Genomic DNA, 20,122 nt, shown 5'->3' with positions numbered 1-20,122 from the left:
AAAATATGTAAATTTTTCCGTCAGTTATTTGCTCAAGGGCCAGGAATCACTCGCTCTGAACGACGAAAAAGTTAATCTTCTATGGATATCGGTGGGAGCCGCCTCCAAGGCGGCTGTCGGCTATTTAGGGCCTGTTAACACTTATTTCGCACCCGCGACGGCGACGGATTTCTCCAGCACGAGGCATGAGCCGCGCGGCGGAGGAGACCTCCGTAAGCGGCGAGTAACGAAGGGCTGGATGAAATCCGTCCCGTCCCTTCGGGGTGCGCACAAAAAACGCGGGTGCGAAATAAGTGTTAACAGGCCCTAATAATAAGATGCCTTATGCGTCGCCAACATGCATTTAAATTCAAGAATCGGTGACATCCGGAGGAAGGAGGCCTCAATAAGGCAATGTAAGAAATTCCGACAAAATCAGCCGGCTCCGGATATTGATACAACTCGGCGCATTCACCGGGAGCTCGATTCATTTAAATGGAGAACCTATTAATAGAGATCCTATTAAACACGGAGCAATCGAGAGGGCAGCATTACTCAACCAAACTCTCAAAATCGCTGTTGCCAGATCCAAAAAAGGACTGGGCCGGTGTGGATGCCTGGCCCAGTGCACAGACGTATCAATAGGTTCGGGTTTTACTTGATAACGGTTACATTCACGGAAGCGGAGGAAGCATTACCCGCCTTGTCCTTCGCTAGTGCACGGATCGTGTGGATTCCGGCTGCAATATTCGTGGAACGGGTACTCCAGTTGTAACTCAGTGCGCCGCCGATTCCGGTTGCCTTCGCCACGCCGTCGATATAAATCGTCTGCGTAATGCCTGCAGCGCCACCATTGTCAGTTGCATTCACGCTGATCGCTACATTACCGCTAACACTACCCGCGACCGGATTGATGATTTTTACCACCGGTGGAGTGATATCTTTGACAACTGTTACGGTGCCATTCGCCACATTCACCGCCACAGAGGTCGAAGCCTTGGAGTTGCCGACCGCATCGAAGGCATAAGCCACCAGGCTGGCCATGCCGTTGGGTGTGCCGGCCGAATTCCAGGTGAATCCAAACGGGGCCGCCGTGTCAATCGCCACCGTGGTGCTGTTGACCCGCAGCTCCACGCGGGCCACGCCGACATTATCGGTTGCTGTCACATTCACGGGAACCAGTCCCGTCACCGTTGCGCCCCCGAGGGGGGCTGAGATCGAAACCGCCGGAGCCTGGGTGTCCGCAATGGTGGTGGTGCCTGCGGCAGCCTGCACGGCGCGTGCGGCATTCACTCGCCCATAGCCATAGTAGGAGTCGCGTCCAGCGGTACCCAGGTCGACAGCGGTGGAATACAGCAGACTTTCAACCTGGGTATTGGACAACGTTGACTTTGCCGCCATCATGAGCGCTACGACACCAGCGGTTACCGGGCTGGAAAACGAGGTACCGGAAACAGCTCCATAGCCCCCGCCACGGGTTGTGGTCCAGATCCCGGCGCCAGGCGCTGCCACGGCAACAAAATTGCCATAGCTCGACCAACTCGTTTTAACATCATTGCTATCGGTGGCGGAAACCGCGATCAGCGTCGTGGTAGGCGCATAGCCTTCATTGATGCCGCTGTTACCAGCCCCCACCACCACCAGCCCGCCCTTGTTCTTCATGTATTGCGCCGCGTTCTGGATCGTCGAGCTGCCCGCGACCCCTGCAAAACTGATATTCGCAACCCGCGCGCCACGATCAGCTGCCCACGTCACCCCATGCGCAATCATGCTTATATAGCCCGCACCACTGGTATCGGTAACACGTAACGGCATGATTCTCGACTGGCCTGCGACAGAGGCGACGCCGATGGCATTATTGGCGGCGGCCGCCGCTGCGCCGGCGACCTTGGTGCCATGGCCGTATACGTCCGACGTATTGGAGTTGTTGTCATAGAAATTCCATCCCGGCACCATGCGTGCGGAAAGATCGGAATGGGTGCCATCGACCCCTGAATCCAGGATGGCAACGGTCACTCCGGTGCCTTGGGATTTATCCCAGGCGGACGATGCGCCGATTTTAGGCAAGTGCCATGCGCTGCCATAATAGGGATCATTCGGCACGAAATCGGGTGTCACCAGATAATCGGGTTCCGCGAACTTGAGGTGCGGGTGGTGAGCGAGCCGCGCGGCAATGGCTTTTTCCGAGGCGTTGCCCGGCAAATCCACGATGTACAGGTCGCTCTGGCCGATCTTCCGGCCCTTGCCGCCATGGGCGCCGAGTATCTTTGCCAACTCCGTTTCCGGCAGCCCGGCACGCGGCATCACTAGGATCCGTCCTTTTGCCCATGTCTCGGGGCGCGGCCCCTTGCCTTCCGGGGGCGCGGCGCTGGAAACCGCCGAGACCGCCATGCAACCCGTCAGCAACAGCACTGCGACACTGTGGCGCGGGAAACTGAAGCGCGATGAGCCAGAGAACTCAGAAAAATTTGATGGTGCGTCCCCTGAAATCCGGCCTTCTATGCCGGCGGCAGCGGGTGCGTATTTAATGATATTCATGCTTCGATTCCCTCTTTGTAATTTATTCCGGTTTTGAAAAATCCCACATTTAAGAGCGCCATGAAAGCAGAAAGCGCCATGGGAATCTCCTCATCCCCATAGTCATTCGCAAGGAGGAGAACTCCTGCCCGACACCCGCTGATCCATAAGCTGATGGATAACATGGGCCTTGCTCGAAGATCGATAAATTGGAAAGCTATCCGGGAGATTTCCGCCCCGGTCAGCCACAGCCTGCACACACCCTGTACAACGGGTCAAAGAAGGGAAGAAACTGGACAGAATGGCCCTGGATGGACTCTTATGATGTCTTGATACCAATCCGATTATAAAATCCGGATTACTCCAGGAGCAGCTTGAATGTCGTGTACTCCAGGGTATTACCTTGCATTGTCATCCTTTTGAATCCCTCTTTTTTACTTTGATTTTTGTTATGTGGTTTCTGTACGTTTTATCTGTGATAGCTCCTTGAGTTTTATCGAATGGTCCGGCCATGCAATATAAGCATTTTTCATGCCAGAACATATTAACCATATAGAATAATAAGTTACTACGAATGCGAGGGGAAAATTGTAGCCTTTCAGCAACACCCTATTGATGAGTTGACATAACTGGTTGAGAACAATGAATTTTGCATGTCGCCAGAGAGCGACAAACAAATAATGCATGAAAGACTACTATGCACCGATGCCGCTGGTATAACGCTATATTGTGTACTGGATAAAAAACCTAATGCACGGTGATGCGCATGAATGTTCCTGTCGCATTCACCCTGCCTGGTTCCGGCAGGGCCTCGATCCGTCCGCCATCGAAGCGTATTTGCCGGGATTGCATTGCCGCAACCCAGTTAAGCCAGTCTGCGAATGGCACCGCGCTGAACACTACCTGAACCTGATTGGTGTCCGCCGCGTCAATGCTGACCAGTGCATGGGATAACCCCGCAGTATTAATCTCGGTTTGCATCAGCGTGCGCAGGTCATCGGTTGATGCTGCCAGAGGTGGCGCGGCCCGCAGGCTCTCATGTTCGGATGCCTGTTGTTGGAGGCGAACCGACTGTGCCCGAAGCAGCGGAACGCTTGCACGCAACTGGGTACGTGCCCGGTCTGCTTCCATTATCAGCCATAGATACAGGGTTATACCCAAAAAAACGACCAGAACTGCGATGAATACGCGCTCACGCGGTGCCCGCGATTCCCAGAGCCCAAGAACTCGTGCTCTCATGATGCCCTCAGGTGGATGACAACGACGCCGGTCCCTGCTTCGGCGGGAGCGGGGGAAACATCCACGCTCAAGCCGGTTTCCCGCAAGCGTGCGGCAATCCGGCGCACCGCCGCTTCGTCCATGGCAGCAAGCTCCAGCGTCATCCGCTCATTCTCGTAGGTGACGGTGCGCAGGCTGCCCGGAGCCGATTCCTTCAGCCCCATCGCCACCATTTCGATCATCGGCAGGAAATCGCCGCTATCGGGTACGCCGGCGGCATGACGGGTCTCGGCGAGTTTACGGCGCATTTGCAGAGCCGGGTCCACCACGGCGACCGCGTCGGGAAAGATGGCACGAAACCGCGACTCCATTTGCTGACGCAATACCCGCTGTTCGCTGGCAAGCAATGTCCAGTCGGCGGCAAGCGCAATGGCATGAAGTGCCAGCGCACCCCCTGCTATCCAGGCCGCCGGCCGCAGACGCGACATCAATCCGGAAAAAACGCGCCCGCGCTTGTGCTCCCTCAACAGGTTGACGCTGGCATCTGTGAGTCCCTTCCGCCAGTCCCACCCTCCCCCGAAGCGGATGGAGACGCCAAGTTCTTTCTGCCAGGCAGCGGTATCAGGCGTCAGCATCGGCTCTCCAGCCGATTCGCCCGCTGGCGCCACCGTATAGAGGGCGATGGATATGGGCTTGGCTCCACGCGCTTCCGCTTCTTCCAGCATGAGCTGCAGGGACAGCGGGGGCGACGCCCGGTTACCGCAATCGGTCGCCGCACCTTCGAACTCGCTGGTGCGCACAAATCCTTCGCGGCCATCCCAGGCGAGACTCCATTCACCCGCTATCCACGGCAACAACAGTGTTTCACAGTGCATCTCATCAACCCGCATACCCGCCGCCCCAAGCGCATCGAGCCAGTATTGCAGCTGTTTCCTGTCGACAACCGCAAGTACGTCGTCATCTCCGGTGGAACCGACCCAGCTTACCTGGCTGGCGTCCGGCTCGCGCAACATTTCCTCTTCAATCGCAAAGGCAAGTATGGCATTTGCACGACGCTTGGCCGCGGGGGGTAAACGGACACGCGTAAGCAAGACCTGGGCGGCGGGTATGATCAACTGCACGCGCCTGACGCGCCCATGGCTGGCGCATTGCAGCAGATCGGCAAGCTGTCCCTCGAGCGGACCCGCACCGGTGATGGGCCCGCGATCCTCGTCAATGCAGACCCAATCACATTGGAGCGATTCATCCGGTAGCCGGCAATGAATTTTAAGCAGACTCATAAGTATTTGCGCCAGATGATGATGGGCCATCCGGCATCCACACGGGCAAGCAATACCATGGCTCGGGCCTGCGCCTCGCCTATCGTTACGCGCAGCGTCGCCATGAAATAATCGCTGCTTATGCTGACATCGCTATCCTCCGCCACCGCACCCTGGGGAAGCCGGTTAAGAAAATCGGCATTATCGCGAAAATAGGCGCGCTGGCGCTGCTCGACCAGCATGCGCGCACCGTTGATCCCCAGGCCTTCTATCGTGGCGGCCAGAACCTCCGGCGGTGCGGTATTCACATTGATGCTGGTAAAGCGCGGCAGTGCCGTTACAAACGGGCGCAGACGTGCGCGTGTCGGGCTGTCAAAACCACGGACCAGCGCAAGTTCAGCCACATCGGTCAGCGGCCGGTTGGAAGCAAGGTAAGGTGGATTCAGCCCAAGGTAGTATTCATCTTCCGCGCCCCCTTGCAGCTGTGGCGCGCTGTCCGCGTCCATCCAGTCGACAAGCGCATCGGCGAGCGTGCCTGGCAAATTCAAAAGCGCCAGCAGGCGTTTGAAGCGGGGGAGGTGCGTGGCGCTGACTTTTCCCTCCTGTACCAGATTATTGAGATTGAACATGCCCTGCTGGTCATCAATATGGCCGGCAAGCTCGCCTTTCTCGATGGGCATCACAGGCATTCGCAAGGCCCATGCCTCCCCCAGATGGTCAACATTGCTCACGCGGCGGTCATCGCTCAATACGGCGCGAATCCAGTCCACCCCGGCTTGCACCATGACTTGTGCCTGGACATGTTCGTTCGTGAGTTGATTCTGCCGCACCCAGATACTCTGCGGGACGATAATCGCGGTCGCCGCTATCGCGGCAAGCGCAACGACCCCCATGGCAAGTACAACGGCCACACCGCGTTGCGCCGCTCTCATGACGTCAGCGGAAAATGCGCTCGATTTTCTCGCCCGAGGCCAGCATGATACGCACGCGCACTGCCTCGGGAATCGAAGAAATCGCGGCAATCGGCGAACCCGCCAACATATCCGGCCAGATACTCATCCATAGTCGATCAGCATTAAGATATTGTAATTCGAGTGTGGTAACTCCCGTCAATACGGGATACCGCTCCGGTTGCACGCCGGGTGCGACATCGAGACCGGGCCACAGCCAAAGCTCGATTTCCTGTTTTTCGTTAAGCACGTAGCCAATCCGCCGCGCGGTATCCATGCCATCAGCCGAGGCAAAACGGCTGAACTCCAGATGTGGCGATGATCCGCCTTCAGGTGTTGCCTGAAGCTTCCCATTCCACGCCGGCACGGTACCGGACGCAACCCTTACCGGGCGTGGTGCCGCAAGTTGCATGTCACGCTCAAAGCGCGTGAAGAAAGATGTTACACGCCGCCATTTTTCGGTCTCGTGCCGGACATATTCCCGCGCATCGAGCACCGCACCCAGTCCGCGATACGACATCAGCGCCAGCAGGGAGAGGATAATCAATGCGGTCAGCAGTTCGATCAATGTAAACCCATGGGACATCGCGCCGGAAATGGATTTCATCCTAAATCCGGCAGGAAGATGAATTCACCAGGAAACGTTAAGACCAGGTTCTGGAAGCGGTTTTTGTGGACCATGGCGCCGGATTAACGAATAAGCCGTCAACAGCTAGATTGAGGTTCATTGAACGGTTGCCGGCGGCTGCACCAGAAACCCCCTAAGCTGTGCAAGCACGTAGGATTCCTGGGGAACCGCGAATACGAGGATATTGACCCGGCGAAAGGCGGGGTTGGACGTCTCACTGATCTCCTCACGCCAGATGAAATGGGTATTTCCCTGACGGGCCGTACCCTGATAGGTCCCCGATGGCAGCCATTCGCCCCGCGCACGTTGCTCAGCCAGCAGATTTTCCGCGACCCAACTGGCGAACAGGCGGGAACGCAATTCGCCGACATTGCTCGTACCCTGTCCCGTAGCGCGCAGGGCCGCCATGAGCGCAACCGCGATAATCGCCAGCGCGGCCAGCACTTCGATCAATGTGAATCCGGCGCTATTGCGGCGCATTCTTGCCATTTGCCATGTCTTGTCCCGGCAACACATGCACATCCCCGACCGGGGAGCCGGCCACGGTGTAATACTCCGCGCCAAACGCCAGCTTTATGGCATAAGCCATCGTTGAACCCTGAGGACTGAATTCCAGCCGCATGGCATCCCGGGCGCGCATGGTTTCAATCAGCAGACCGGCAATCGTCATTCCTTGCGGCAGTGTTCGCGCACGCAACAACTCATCACCGCGAATTTCCAGCCATCCGGTATTCTCGCGATACCGCCAGAACCGATAGCCCGGGCCGTCACCAGTCCATGCGATGGGCCTGCCCGAGATGCGCGCTTCGACGCCGGCAAGATCGAGAAGCTGTGCCAGCCGCTCCGCCTCGACGCGAAGCAGCGCGCGCTCATCCGGCCGTATGATGACGGTGACCAGTCCGACAAAAAGACCCATGATCACCAGCGTGACCAGTACCTCGATAAGTGTGAAGCCCCGGTTTCTCTTCCCTGTGATCGCGGTGATCACGATTTTCGCCCACCCTGGAAACCAGGGGGTCTTTGAATAACCCTCTCCTGGCTTCCGCGCCGCCAGGGAATCCTGTCGCGTAAAACCACGGTCTCCATTAAGGACAAATTCCTGGTCTATTCCGTGATTCCTTAGAGATTCCAGGAGCCGATATCGGCGTCGTTGCCTTCGCCGCCCGAGACGCCATCCGCGCCAAAACTGAAAACATCAATTTCTCCGTGTACGCCGGGGTTCAGGTACTGGTAGGGATTACCCCACGGATCCTTGGGGAGGCGCTCCACATAACCTCCCGTCTTCCAGTTGGGTGGAATCGGCGGAACCGCCGGCTTTGTCACCAGTGCCTGCAATCCCTGCTCTGTTTTTGGATAGCGCTGATTGTCGAGACGGTAAAGCTTGAGCATCTGCATCAGGCTGGCAACATCCTGCTTCGCGGCGATTATCCGCGCTTCATCCGGCCGGCTGATGATTTTTGGCACCACCATCACGGCGAGAATTCCCAGGATGACAACCACCACCATCACCTCAAGCAAGGTGAAACCCAGCTGCTTACGCCTATCTGTCATAATTGGCGCATGGTTTTTGTCAATTGGACTGGAAACAGCATTTCCCATTATTTTTTAAGCATCATTGGAATACAAGCGATAAGATGAATCAAGACAAGATTACCTAAGAATTTGCCTGTTGTCGATTTTGCTCCGCCGCATGGCAACCGTTTTGCAGTTTTTTGATATCCATCAATAAAGAAAATCAAGTTTGGTCTAAAATACGCCTATCCGAAACCGGCGCGAAACTCCCCGGGCGGAATTTCCGAGGATTGCACCTTCAATTCAATCAGGCCAGTTTGTCAATTCACAAAAAATCCATGAAATAATGCAAAAATAGCCTGATTTTTATACATCCGCAAAACAGGAACAATTCATTAGCCCAGGAAAGCGAGCTGTTTCCATGTTATTTGAACTCGAATCCGACAGTTGAGTCCTCATTTTTCAGTTTGACACCATCATCCACAACGACTTTTGGCACCATGACCTTCAACCGAGGTCACTACAACTTCCTGGTTTAGGTTGAAATCCCCTTGTATGGCGACTTTTTTTTAATTTTTGAGGAAATAAATACATCATGTTCACAACCTTATTGAAAGGCGGGCGCTTCGTCACATGCTTGTCTATCGCAGCCGTAGCAACTCTCGCCGCACCGGGGCTCAGCCAGGCCAGTGGAAACGAGGTGAATTTTTCTCTTACGGACACTCCTGGGCGCTGGTTTGATACCGGTGCGACGATTGCCGGCACGCGCTCGCTTGCGGTGACAGCGCCGGGCGTGCGAGTTAATTTTTCGGGGAATTCAAATACGGTGCATACGAGAACCAGTTTGATTTATCCCACTGGAGCCGCCGGTATGCCATTTAATACCTCACCGAAAAAAGGTGGAGATACTATTACGCTGACGACCCCCGGGTTATACGTTTTTACATGCAGCATCCATCCCTACATGTTTGGTGCCGTCATTGTTGATGATCCAAAAACAACGGGGCTGGATCTGGGGAATTCCATCAGCTTGATCAATGGCATTACCGTTCCCAGCAGCAGTGACCTGGCCACGCGTCTTCTGCGGACATTCTTTATTGCGACCAATCCAGGAAACTGGCAGAACTACGCGTCCAGCGTTCCCTGGCATGTAACCTATCCTAATGTCGATGTGCGTGTGGACATCGGTGTAGTCAATCTCCCGGCGGTGCTCGATGCCCGTTACGGGAACGATGTTACGCTGGAACTCCTTAGAAATCCAATAGTACCGGCGGTCGGCGAGATATGGGTGGCAACGCAGTTTGAAACGACTTCCGGTAAATCAAAACCGGGGACTATTACCGCAGTGAGCGGTGCCAACTGGCAAGTCACACGGAAAGTGGCATTGCCTTCCATCAATATGAATAATCCGCATAACATGTGGACTGACCGGAACCAGAATATCATTTACGCAACCCAATGGTTTGACAGCAAGCTGGCTGTATTCGATCGTCAGACGGGGATGTTTATCCGCAATGTATCAGTGGGTGAAGCACCCGCGCATGTTATGACCCGCACGGATACCGATCAACTCCATGTCACCAACAACGGCGATACCCGGACGGATTCGGTCATGGAGCTTGCACCGCTTGCGACCGGCGTGGAGCGGCGTATCGATATCGGACGGGGGAATGCTCATGCGCACTGGATGAGCCATGATGGGAAAAAGATGGTTACCCCGAATGTGTTCACAGGGGATACGACCCAGTATAACTTCAGCTCCAACTCGATTGAGTCCATTCTGCCGGCAAGCAGCCCCTTTGGACACCCCTTGGCCACGGGCATGATGCCGGATGCCAGCAAATACTATGTGGCCAATTTGCTTGACAGCACCATGACAGTAATCAACATGAATACGCATACCGTGATCAAAAGTATCAATTTGATTGCCAACTATAATCCCGTGACGGGTGCAATTTCTGGTCCGGTGGGGGCACTCCCGATTCAAACGCCGGTCTCTCCGAATGGAAAAAGCATGGTTACCGCCAACACCCTCACCGGAACCATTACTGTCGTGGATACACGACCCGGTTTGACAACGACGGATACAGTGGTTGCAATGCTGGCGTGTGACCCAGGTTGCCACGGTGTGCAATATGGCGCCAAGCAAGGAGGTGGGTATTACGCTTATGTTTCGAGCAAATTCTCCAACAGGATGCTTGTGGTTGATCCCGATCCAAATGGAGATGGTAATCCGTCAGATGCTTCGATCGTAGGAAAAGTGGGGCTCTTTGCTTCTGGCGGTACCCAAAGTGACGCCACCATCAGTGGTAATCGCGGGATGGGGGGCCAGGGCATTCTGCCCATTCCGGTCGTCTATAACGGCTGGGTTCAGAACTTGCCCGCCTCCTGGAAAAGTCAATTGACGGCGGCTCAGCAAAACCCGGCTCAGTAGCGGTCGCTACCTGTGCAAGACCTCATTCTTCCCGTCTGTTGGTCCGGCCAGAAAATACTATTAATTTCGTCATTCCGGGCTTATCCGGAATCCAGTCCAGGCGAAACTTGGCCCGCAGAATGACATGGATCCCGGCTTTCGCCGGTATGATGTCTTAGCCGCCGGATTTGGCCCCGATATTTTGCCGGATGTTGGGATGATGGGAGGTGGTTTGCGGGATGAACTGTCGCCGCGCCAATAGCCGGGCGTATTGACGCGAAATGGGGTGCAAAGATGCCGCAAAACGCCCGCCAGCACACGCGAAGCTGGCAGCACAATTGGATTGCTTCATCATGGGCCAAATGCCATCATCCATCCCACGAGCGATAGTTTTGATACCTGCCTGGTGAAATATCCGGGCGGGCTCAACTCGTCAAACCGGAAAAGCGTGAACAGGGTACAATTACGCTTCCACCGATCAAACGCCGGGAATTAGCCTCTTAAAAGTGCCTTGTTTAACGTTTTGCAATCTCCGCAATAGCTTATGATTCTTGTTACGGAGATATGAAAGTCATTTCCCAACCTGACTCCCAGCCAAAGCCCTTCGGTTTTACGGTACCAAGTGTCATAAGTCATCAATCCAGACTATCTGTTGGAAAATTGGGTAATTAACCGAATACAAACGCTGTCGGTGTCCAATAATAATCCCGAATAAATATTAGGATGCGGGGACTTCCCATTGATCGCTTAAGCTTCACGCAGACAGCCATTGTCTCTTCGGCAATGCTTGCCGCATTGGCAATGCTTGGCTGGGTGCTCGCATACTGGATCGGGGCATGGTTCGCCGCCCCCCCTGTCTTGATTACTCGGGAACCTGTCGAAGCGGGAGGCAACGTGGCGGCTGCCAGCGATTTGTTCGGTATCGCGCAACGTGAACATCATATTGCCGCTCCGGCCGGGATTGCGATAAAACTTCTCGGTGTTGTAGCTGCCTCTCCCGGCAGGCAAGGGTATGCGATCATGCAGCTCGATTCAAAGGAGATGCTCGCGGTGCTCGAAGGGGAGGACATCGCTCCCGGTGTGCGGCTCGCGGAGGTGCATCCAAATCATATTATTTTGGAACGCAATGGATTGCGCGAAACACTTGTGTGGCCGGGGAAAAATTCATCCACGGATTCCCCCATGTCGTCGGAAACCCGTTCCCCTGCGGAATCCTTCACTCCACAAATTAACGAATGATACACGGCACGATCGACGCGACCGCAGAGGGTAAAAACATGAAGTATCGCGGGTTACGCGCGGGGGTTTTATGGATAGTCATAGTGATTTCAATCGGTCAGGCCTGGTCTGCCGACACAGCAATCAACGGGTCGCCACCGCGAACAGGATCCGATCGAGCCGCGAACCCGGGGGCTGCCATTCCGGAAACAAATGCCTTGCGCACTAACAAGTTTGCGGCTTCCGGCGAGCCGGATGTTGTCACCCTCAACTTCGTCAACGCAGAGATTGAGGGCGTGGTGAAAGCAGTGAGCGAGATAACCCGGAAGAACTTCATGCTTGATCCGCGCGTCAAGGGCACGATCAATATCGTTTCGGCGAAGCCAATGCCCAGATCGCTGGTATATGATGTGTTTCTGTCGGCATTGCGGCTGCATGGTTATGCGGCAGTCGAGGATTATGGCGTCATCAAAATTGTTCCTGAGAGCGATGCCAAACTTTATCAGAGCCCTACCATTGGTCCGAACGACAAGCGCCCCGCCGCCGGCGACCGGATCCAGACGCAAGTATTCACGCTGGAATACGAATCGGCGCTGCAACTCGTTCCGATATTGCGTCCACTCATTGCCCCCAACAACAGTATTACCGCCAACCAGAATGGTAATACGCTGATTATTACCGATTACGCAGGCAACCTTCAGCGCCTGGAAAAAATCATTCAAGCCATCGATCAACCCAGCGGAACCGATCCGATTTCCATACCACTTCAGTATGCTTCGGCGATTGATGTCGCGCAAACAGTCAATCGTCTGTTTGCGGAAGCAGTGCCAACTCAGGTTTCACCAGAGTCCGGAGGCAGTACAATCCAACGCTTTATGGTGGTCGCGGACGCCCGGTCGAATAGTCTGCTGGCTCGCTCGGGAGATCCGGCGGCACTTCACCGCCTGCGTCAATTGGTGACAGTTCTTGATCTCCCCACCAGCGCCGGGGGCAATATGCATGTGGTTTTTCTGAAAAATGCCGATGCGGTGAAACTTGCCGAAACCCTGCGGGCGATTTATCACAACATCATTCCGCCGACTTCATCATCGGGGATGGCCCAAACAACCGGCGGGGCTTTTGGAACCTCGTCCCTTGGTACGGCCCCTATGCCTGCTTCCGGTCTTGCTGCGGGTGGCTCTACCGCAGCGTCCGCGCTCACACCGGCCCCGATGCAGACGCAATCTGTTGGCTCTTCCACCATAGCGGGTATTATCCAAGCGGATGCAGCCACCAATTCGATCATTATCACCGCACCTGATGCGATCTATAACAATTTGCGCGCGGTGCTGGAGAAGCTCGACGTGCGCCGTGTGCAAGTATATTTTGAGGCGCTGATTGCAGAGATTACCGCCGACAGAGCCGCTGAATTCGGAATTCAATGGCAGAATTTGAGCAATGCTGCCTTGGGTGGCACTCAGGTCTTTGGCGGCACCAGTTTCAATACAGGTAGCGGCGGCAGTATTCTCTCCATTGCACAGAATCCTGTTACAAATGCTGGAGCCGGTTTGAGTATCGGTATTATGAAAGGTCTTGTCACCGCCATTCCCGGGGTCGGACCCCTTATCAATCTTCATACCCTCATCCGCGCCCTGGAAACAGATGTCAATGCCAACATCTTATCCACCCCGACGCTGCTGACCCTGAATAACGAAGAAGCCCGAATCGTCATTGGCCAGAATGTTCCGATTCCCACCGGTCAATTCATTCCGCCGGTGGGTGGCGCCGTATCATCACCGTTTCAGACCGTTACACGACAGGATGTTGGATTATCGTTAAAGATCAAACCACTGATCTCCGAAGGTAATACCATCCGTGTGCAGATTTTTCAGGAAGTATCCAGTGTGGTTCCGGGTACCATCAATTCAACCAATGGTTTGATCACCAACAAGCGCTCAATCGAATCAACAGTGCTAGTGGACGACGGGCAGATCATTGTGCTTGGGGGCTTGATGCAAGATACGGTCACCGACGGGGTCGAAAGAATTCCGCTGGTGGGACAGATTCCGTGGGTTGGCCAACTATTCAGCTACAACAAGCGATCACGCAACAAAACAAATCTGATGGTGTTCCTGCGGCCAACGCTGATACGCGATGGTGAGGCTGCCGATCCACTTTCCGGCGCGCAATATGATCGAATCCTGGGGGAGCAGAGAAAAGCAAAACCTCGATATAATCTCGTGCTGCCTGACATGGAATCGCCCAGTCTGCCGCCGCGTGAACCGCGGGTTCCGGTGATAGTGGAATCGCCCAGTCTGTCGTCGCGTGAACCGCAGGTTCCGGTGATAGTGGAATCTCCTAGTCTGTCGCCGCGTGAACCGCAGGTCCCTGCGATACCTGGTCAGGTTGATATCCCCGATGGAACAGGACCCAAACGATAAATACCTCGCTCCCCATGACTTTCTCAGACAGGGTCCCCTATGCGTTTGTCAAGACCAGCGGCGTCGTCGTGACCTCCATCGACAATGGTCTGGCAGAGGTCGCCGTCCGTAGCGGCGCAAAAATCAGCGCATTGGCGGAATTGCGCCGTGTGCTTGGCGTACCCCTGCATGCGCGCCGTATCGCCACCGTCGAGTTTGATGAGCTTGTCTCCACACTTTATAATGGTACGGCCGCTGGTACCGCCGCGCTTACCGGTGATCTCGCCCAGGACATAGACCTCTCCAGATTGCTTCAAGAATTGCCAAAAGTCGAAGACCTGCTCGAAAGCCAGGATGATGCGCCGGTTATCCGTCTCATTAATGCGCTGTTTACGCAGGCGCTACGCCAAACCGCCTCGGATATTCACATTGAACCCTATGAAACCCGCTCGGTGGTGCGGCTGCGCATCGACGGCACGCTGCGTGACCTGATCGAACCGGCGCGCGCGCTGCATGCTGCCCTTGTCTCGCGCATCAAGATCATGGCGCACCTTGACATAGCGGAGAAGCGCCTGCCGCAAGACGGACGGATCACATTACGGATGGCGGGCAGACCGGTTGACGTACGCGTATCCACGATTCCCACCGTCCACGGCGAACGGGTGGTGCTGCGATTGCTCGATAAGCAGGCCGGACGGCTCGACCTGCCGCGGCTCGGCATGGATGATGCCACACTGGCGCATATGGACAGGCTTATCCGGGAGCCCCACGGCATTATCCTGGTGACCGGCCCCACCGGCTCAGGCAAGACGACCACGCTTTATGCCGCGCTCTCGCGGCTTGACTCGACCGCACTCAACATCATGACGGTTGAAGATCCCATCGAGTACGATCTTGACGGCATCAGCCAGACGCAGATCAATACCCGCATCGAAATGAGTTTTGCGCGGGCTTTACGCACCATTTTGCGCCAGGACCCCGACGTCATCATGATCGGGGAAATCCGGGATCTCGAAACCGCGCAGATCGCCGTGCAGGCCAGCCTTACCGGTCATCTGGTATTCGCTACCCTGCACACCAACGATGCGGTGAGCGCGGTCACCCGGCTCGTGGATATGGGGGTTGAACCATTCTTGCTGGCATCAAGCCTGATCGGGGTGGGCGCCCAGCGCCTGGTGAGACGGATTTGCCTGGAGTGCCGCGAACCCTTTGCCGGCGATGCGGCACAGCTGCGATCCCTCGGATTCGATTCGGCAACCCACGTTTCTTATAAGGCGCACGGGTGCGCCGCCTGCAATCACTCCGGGTATCGGGGACGCACGGGCATTTACGAATTGCTGACGGTTGACAACGACCTGCGCCGACGCATCCATGATCGCGCGCCCGAGCAAGACCTGCGCCAGTACGTGATTTCCCGGGGCATGCGGTCATTGCGGGATGACGGCATGCGCCTGGTTGCACAAGGCGTGACCAGCCTGGAAGAGGTCGTGCGCGTAACGCGCGAATAGGGTCTCCTTAATCCTGAATCCGGTAGTTGGACGGCGTGAAGTGTACGGTTTTTGGGGTGCGGGGCGGCCATGCACGGGAAACGCGGTCGCCGCATCCCTGCGCTGCCCGATGCCCGCTTCGCGAAGTCCCTCGTGCCACGCCGGGACGCCCCATTTCAAGGCGTTGCGAACAACGCGGTCATGTGCCGCCCAAGCTGTGCATTCACCCTGTACCGGCCTTACCCGGAAGACGAGCGTCGAACAATACGAAATATTGTTATTTATCATAACACCGAGCTATTAAATGAGCGGTCAACTACCGGATTCAGGCTAATGGAAGCCTACCGCTATGAAGCGCTGGATGCCGCGGGCCGCACGGTATCCGGCGTGGTGCAGGCCGATACGCCGCGCCAGGCGCGCGCGCAATTGCGTGCCCAAGGCTTGTTGCCTTCGGTGGTCGACCAGGTAAGGCCCCGGGAGCATGCGCAACTGCCCTGGACGCGGGGGATTTCATCGGCTGAACTGAGCCTGCTGACAAGACAATTGGCGACGTTGCTGTCAGCCGGGTTGACAGTGGAACAGTCGCTTACGGCGCTGATCGAGGAAGCCGCCGAATCCGCGACAAGAGAATTGCTGGGTGGCATTAGAACCGAAGTGATGGGGGGCCTCTCCCTCGCGGGTGCCCTGGGCAGCTACAGCAAGAGCTTTCCCGATTTTTACCGCGCACTGGTGCATGGAGGAGAAGAATCCGGTGCATTACCGGTAATATTGCAACATCTGGCAGACTATCTCGACGCACGCCAGGCTTTGAAGCAAAAAACCAGCCTGGCTCTTCTTTATCCGATCCTGGTGACGGTGGTAGCCATTCTGATCGTTACCGGACTGCTGGTCTACGTGGTGCCGCAGGTAGTGCAGGTATTTCAGCATTCACGCCAGAACCTGCCTTTACTGACACGTGCGCTGATCGGATTGAGCGATTTTCTCGGCATGGCCTGGCCCTATCTTCTCACGGCTATCACTGGCGGCCTGATCGCCGCCCGCATGATGCTGCGCCACGACAGGGCAAAGTACCGGTGGCACGCCCTGCTGCTGCGAATGCCCTGGCTGGGATCGCTCATTCGCGGTGAAAATACCTCCCGTTTCGCCAGCACTCTCTCGATTCTGGTCGGGGGAGGCGTGCCGCTTCTTACCGCACTCAACTCCGGTGCGCGCGTAATGAGTAACGTGGTAATGCGCAAGGCCATCGAAGACACCATCGCGCGGGTACGCGAAGGGACGGGCCTCGCCCGGGCGCTGCGTGAAACGCGCGTATTTCCCCCCCTGCTTGTCCATCTGGTGGCAAGCGGGGAAATGAGCGGCAAGCTGGAGCAGATGCTCGAACGTGCCGCACAGCTCGAGACCCGGGCGCTCGAACGGCGCCTAGCGGTATTTCTGACGCTGCTGGAGCCGGTGATGATCCTGGTGATGGGCGGCATTGTGCTGCTCATCGTTCTCGCCATACTGCTCCCCATTATCGAGATTAACCAGCTGGTGCATTAAGCAGTCCCTGGAAGGGTTTCCCGGAGAGCACGCTATGACGCGTTTAACCCCCTCGCCAGATCGGCCTTGATGTCCTTGATCGCCTCGAGCCCCACTGCGATGCGCAGAAGACCGTCGGTGATGCCCGCCGCATCCCGGCTTTCCTGACTGATGCGCGCGTGGGTGGTCGTGGCGGGGTGGGTAAGCGTGCTCTTGGTGTCCCCCAGATTGGCGGTGATCGAGATCAGCCGCACAGAATCCACCACGCGCCATGCCGCCTCTTTACCGTTCTTGAGCTCGAATGAAACAATGCCGCCACCCGCTTTCTGCTGACGTTGGGCCAGCGCATGCTGCGGATGCGACGGCAGGCCGGGATAATGGACTCTCGCCACGCCAGGCTGCGCTTCCAGCCAGCGGGCAATTTGCAGGGCATTTGCACAATGCATCTCCATGCGAACCTTCAGGGTTTCCATTCCCTTCAGAATTACCCAGGCATTGAATGGGCTCAGGCTGGGTCCGGCTGTGCGCAGGAAACCGAACACTCCTTGTTCCATCACCAGATCCCGCTTTCCCAGTACCGCCCCCCCCAGCACCCTGCCCTGGCCCTCGAGGTACTTGGTGGCGGAATGAATCACGAGATCGGCGCCCAGAGCCAGGGGCCGTTGCAGCGCCGGTGAACAAAAGCAATTGTCGACCGCAAGCCATGCACCGGCTTTTTTTGCCACAGCCGCAAGCGCGGCGATGTCCGAAATTTCCGTGAGCGGATTTGATGGTGTTTCTATGAACAATAATTTTGTATTAGGTTTCACCGCCGCCTCCCAGGCTGCAATATCGGTGGCAGAAACAAATGTGGTCTCGATATTGAAGCGCTTGAGGATATTGGTGAACAGGCTCACCGTGGCGCCGAACAGGCTGCGCGATGCAACGACGTGATCGCCGGCGGAAAGCAGCCCCATGACGCAGGCAAGTATCGCAGACATGCCCGAAGCTGTCGCTACGCACGCTTCCGCCCCTTCCAGGGCGGCAAGCCGCTCTTCGAAGGCCGTAACCGTGGGATTGGTAAAGCGCGAATATATATTTCCCGGTTCCGCGCCGGAAAAGCGCGCCGCGGCCTGGGCAGCGCTGTCAAATACAAAACTCGAAGTCAGATACAGAGCTTCGGAGTGCTCGTTGAATTGGCTGCGGTGAATGCCCGTATGCAGCGCCAATGTTTCCAGTTCAAAATCATCAGACATGCAAATCCCCCAAAATAAAAAACCCGTTCAGCATTTGCCAAAACGGGTTTCCCGCTTTAGCCGAATTTATAACGCGCCCGCAAGCTGAATATCAAATCGGCGCACAATCTACGTTATTAAACTACGCTGGGTAACTGTTTTTGTCAAATCCCCTTTTACCGGGATAATCCATCAGGCGGCCCCCGAGCCTACCCAGGTGTTGGCAGTCACCTCGCGCCCGGACGGATTATCCGGGTTTAATCCGCGGCCGCCAGATTCAGATCCAGTTGCGTGCTGGATCCGGTTCGCGACAATGGGGCACCCCCGTTGCGTTGCGCTTCCAGAACAGCCAGATACTCCTCGGTGACATCACCAGTAATGTAATGGCCATCGAAACAGGAGGTCTCATAATGCGTAATGGATGGATTGACCCGGGATACGTCTTTTATGAGGGAATCGAGTTCCTGGTAAACGAGGTGGTCGGCGCCGATTTCACGGCAGATCTCGTCATCATTCCGGCCGGTGGCGATGAGTTCCTGGCGTGTCGGCATGTCAATGCCGTACACGTTGGGAAACCTTACCGGCGGGGCGGCCGAAGCAAAATAGACCTTATGCGCACCCGCCCCCTGCGCCATTTGCACGATCTCCCGGCTGGTGGTCCCGCGCACGATTGAATCGTCCACCAGCAGCACGTTCTTGCCGCTGAACTCCACGCGCATGGCGTTGAGCTTCTGGCGCACCGATTTACGCCGCTGCTGCTGGCCCGGCATGATGAAGGTCCGGCCAATATAGCGATTCTTGACGAAGCCTTCACGGAAACTCACGCCCAGGCGATTTGCCAGTTGCAAGGCGCTGGGGCGGCTGGAATCCGGAATTGGAATAACCACGTCGATATCCAAGTGCCGCATGGTCTTACTGATTTTGTCAGCCAGGCTTTCACCCATGTTCAGCCGCGTTTCATATACCGAAATACCGTCCATCACCGAATCGGGGCGCGCCATATAGACATACTCGAAGATGCAGGGGTTATGCGTGGGACTGTCGGCGCATTGCTTATTGTAGAAATTCCCGTCACCATCAATGAAAATTGCCTCTCCCGGCGCGATATCCCTCACCAGCTTGAAACCAAGGGTATCGAGCGCCACACTCTCGGATGCCACCAGGTATTCGATCCCTTGCCCGGTATCGATGCAGCCGAATACCAAAGGGCGTATGCCATAAGGATCGCGAAAAGCCAGCAACCCGTAACCGGCAATCATCGCCACGACCGCATAAGCGCCCCGGCAACGCCGGTGTACCCCCGACACCGCAGCGAAAATGGCGGCAGGGTCGAGGTGATAGTTCTGGGTACTTTGCTGCAATTCGTGAGCCAGCACATTCAGGAGCACTTCGGAATCGGAATTCGTATTGACGTGACGCAGGTCCTCGCGAAACAATTCCCGATTGAGCTGCACCGCGTTCGTGAGATTGCCGTTATGCCCGAGCACGATGCCAAACGGCGAGTTGACATAAAATGGCTGCGCCTCGGCCGAGGATTCGGAGGAGCCCGCGGTGGGATATCTCACATGCGCGATACCCATATTCCCCGTCAGCGCACGCATATTCCGGGTGCGAAATACATCCCGCACCAGGCCGTTGCCCTTGTGCATATGGAAAGTGTTATCCTGGGCGGTAACAATGCCAGCCGCATCCTGCCCCCGATGCTGGAGTACCAACAGTCCATCGTATAGCAACTGGTTGGCGGGAGTTTGTGCGACCAGACCGAGAATTCCACACATCATTGCACCCCGCAAAAGTAACTTGAATTAAC

Annotated in this window: 16 protein-coding genes; 5 read left to right on the top strand and 11 right to left on the bottom strand. The window is 56.1% G+C overall.

Annotated features, from left to right (window positions below; genetic code table 11):
- Window positions 1-633: 633 nt before the first annotated feature.
- From EBAPG3_RS07300 to gspG, 8 genes are all read right to left on the bottom strand, one after another.
- Entirely contained in the window at window positions 634-2,517 is a 1,884-nt protein-coding gene (locus tag EBAPG3_RS07300; RefSeq protein ID WP_004179928.1) for a S8 family serine peptidase, read from the bottom strand.
- 726 nt (window positions 2,518-3,243) lie between these two features.
- Window positions 3,244-3,735, bottom strand: coding sequence for a type II secretion system protein M (locus EBAPG3_RS07290; protein ID WP_040852974.1), 492 nt, complete (start codon window positions 3,733-3,735; stop codon window positions 3,244-3,246).
- Window positions 3,732-4,994, bottom strand: a complete 1,263-nt coding sequence (gene gspL, locus EBAPG3_RS07285) for a type II secretion system protein GspL (RefSeq protein ID WP_151898874.1) — start codon at window positions 4,992-4,994, stop codon at window positions 3,732-3,734. The genes EBAPG3_RS07290 and gspL overlap by 4 nt, the downstream gene beginning before the upstream one ends.
- Window positions 4,991-5,905, bottom strand: coding sequence for a type II secretion system minor pseudopilin GspK (gspK, locus tag EBAPG3_RS07280; RefSeq protein ID WP_004179936.1), 915 nt, complete (start codon window positions 5,903-5,905; stop codon window positions 4,991-4,993). Before gspK ends, gspL begins: the two co-directional genes overlap by 4 nt.
- A gap of 4 nt (window positions 5,906-5,909) precedes the next feature.
- Window positions 5,910-6,530, bottom strand: coding sequence for a type II secretion system minor pseudopilin GspJ (gene gspJ, locus EBAPG3_RS07275; RefSeq protein ID WP_004179938.1), 621 nt, complete (start codon window positions 6,528-6,530; stop codon window positions 5,910-5,912).
- A 117-nt stretch (window positions 6,531-6,647) separates the two neighbouring features.
- A complete protein-coding gene (gene gspI, locus EBAPG3_RS07270) occupies window positions 6,648-7,040 on the bottom strand; it encodes a type II secretion system minor pseudopilin GspI (protein WP_151898873.1) in 393 nt (130 codons plus the stop codon).
- Window positions 7,018-7,539: a GspH/FimT family pseudopilin gene (locus EBAPG3_RS07265; RefSeq protein WP_004179942.1), complete on the bottom strand. Its 522-nt coding sequence runs from the start codon at window positions 7,537-7,539 to the stop codon at window positions 7,018-7,020. Before EBAPG3_RS07265 ends, gspI begins: the two co-directional genes overlap by 23 nt.
- Window positions 7,540-7,670: 131 nt before the next feature.
- The gene (gene gspG, locus EBAPG3_RS07260) at window positions 7,671-8,102 is read right to left on the bottom strand and encodes a type II secretion system major pseudopilin GspG (RefSeq protein ID WP_051049086.1); all 432 of its coding nucleotides are present in this window, start codon (window positions 8,100-8,102) and stop codon (window positions 7,671-7,673) included.
- Window positions 8,103-8,658: 556 nt separating this feature from the next.
- Between gspG and EBAPG3_RS07255 the strand changes: the two genes are divergently transcribed.
- Complete coding sequence (locus EBAPG3_RS07255; protein ID WP_004179949.1) at window positions 8,659-10,497, top strand: hypothetical protein; 1,839 nt, start codon at window positions 8,659-8,661, stop codon at window positions 10,495-10,497.
- 154 nt (window positions 10,498-10,651) lie between these two features.
- Here EBAPG3_RS07255 and EBAPG3_RS07250 read toward each other — a convergent pair whose 3' ends face one another.
- Complete coding sequence (locus EBAPG3_RS07250; RefSeq protein ID WP_151898872.1) at window positions 10,652-10,831, bottom strand: hypothetical protein; 180 nt, start codon at window positions 10,829-10,831, stop codon at window positions 10,652-10,654.
- A 368-nt stretch (window positions 10,832-11,199) separates the two neighbouring features.
- On the opposite strand from EBAPG3_RS07250, the gene EBAPG3_RS07245 reads away from it, so the two are divergent.
- The 4 genes from EBAPG3_RS07245 (at window position 11,200) to gspF (ending at window position 17,119) form a co-directional block, all read left to right on the top strand.
- Window positions 11,200-11,715, top strand: coding sequence for a type II secretion system protein N (locus EBAPG3_RS07245; RefSeq protein WP_004179952.1), 516 nt, complete (start codon window positions 11,200-11,202; stop codon window positions 11,713-11,715).
- A 197-nt stretch (window positions 11,716-11,912) separates the two neighbouring features.
- Window positions 11,913-14,114: a type II secretion system secretin GspD gene (gspD, locus tag EBAPG3_RS07240; protein WP_227869286.1), complete on the top strand. Its 2,202-nt coding sequence runs from the start codon at window positions 11,913-11,915 to the stop codon at window positions 14,112-14,114.
- Between the two features lie 14 nt (window positions 14,115-14,128).
- Window positions 14,129-15,601: a type II secretion system ATPase GspE gene (gene gspE / locus EBAPG3_RS07235; RefSeq protein ID WP_004179956.1), complete on the top strand. Its 1,473-nt coding sequence runs from the start codon at window positions 14,129-14,131 to the stop codon at window positions 15,599-15,601.
- Between the two features lie 69 nt (window positions 15,602-15,670).
- A complete protein-coding gene (gspF, locus tag EBAPG3_RS07230) occupies window positions 15,671-17,119 on the top strand; it encodes a type II secretion system inner membrane protein GspF (RefSeq protein WP_227869285.1) in 1,449 nt (482 codons plus the stop codon).
- A 32-nt stretch (window positions 17,120-17,151) separates the two neighbouring features.
- Here gspF and EBAPG3_RS07225 read toward each other — a convergent pair whose 3' ends face one another.
- Together EBAPG3_RS07225 and purF are read right to left on the bottom strand one after the other, a co-directional pair.
- Entirely contained in the window at window positions 17,152-18,333 is a 1,182-nt protein-coding gene (locus EBAPG3_RS07225) for an O-succinylhomoserine sulfhydrylase (protein WP_004179960.1), read from the bottom strand.
- Window positions 18,334-18,569: 236 nt separating this feature from the next.
- Complete coding sequence (gene purF / locus EBAPG3_RS07220; protein WP_004179963.1) at window positions 18,570-20,090, bottom strand: amidophosphoribosyltransferase; 1,521 nt, start codon at window positions 20,088-20,090, stop codon at window positions 18,570-18,572.
- Between the last annotated feature and the right edge of the window lie 32 nt (window positions 20,091-20,122).

Origin of the sequence: Nitrosospira lacus (assembly GCF_000355765.4) — a bacterium.
In the GTDB taxonomy this organism is placed as follows: domain Bacteria; phylum Pseudomonadota; class Gammaproteobacteria; order Burkholderiales; family Nitrosomonadaceae; genus Nitrosospira; species Nitrosospira lacus.
This window is presented reverse-complemented; position numbering and strand designations above follow the sequence as displayed.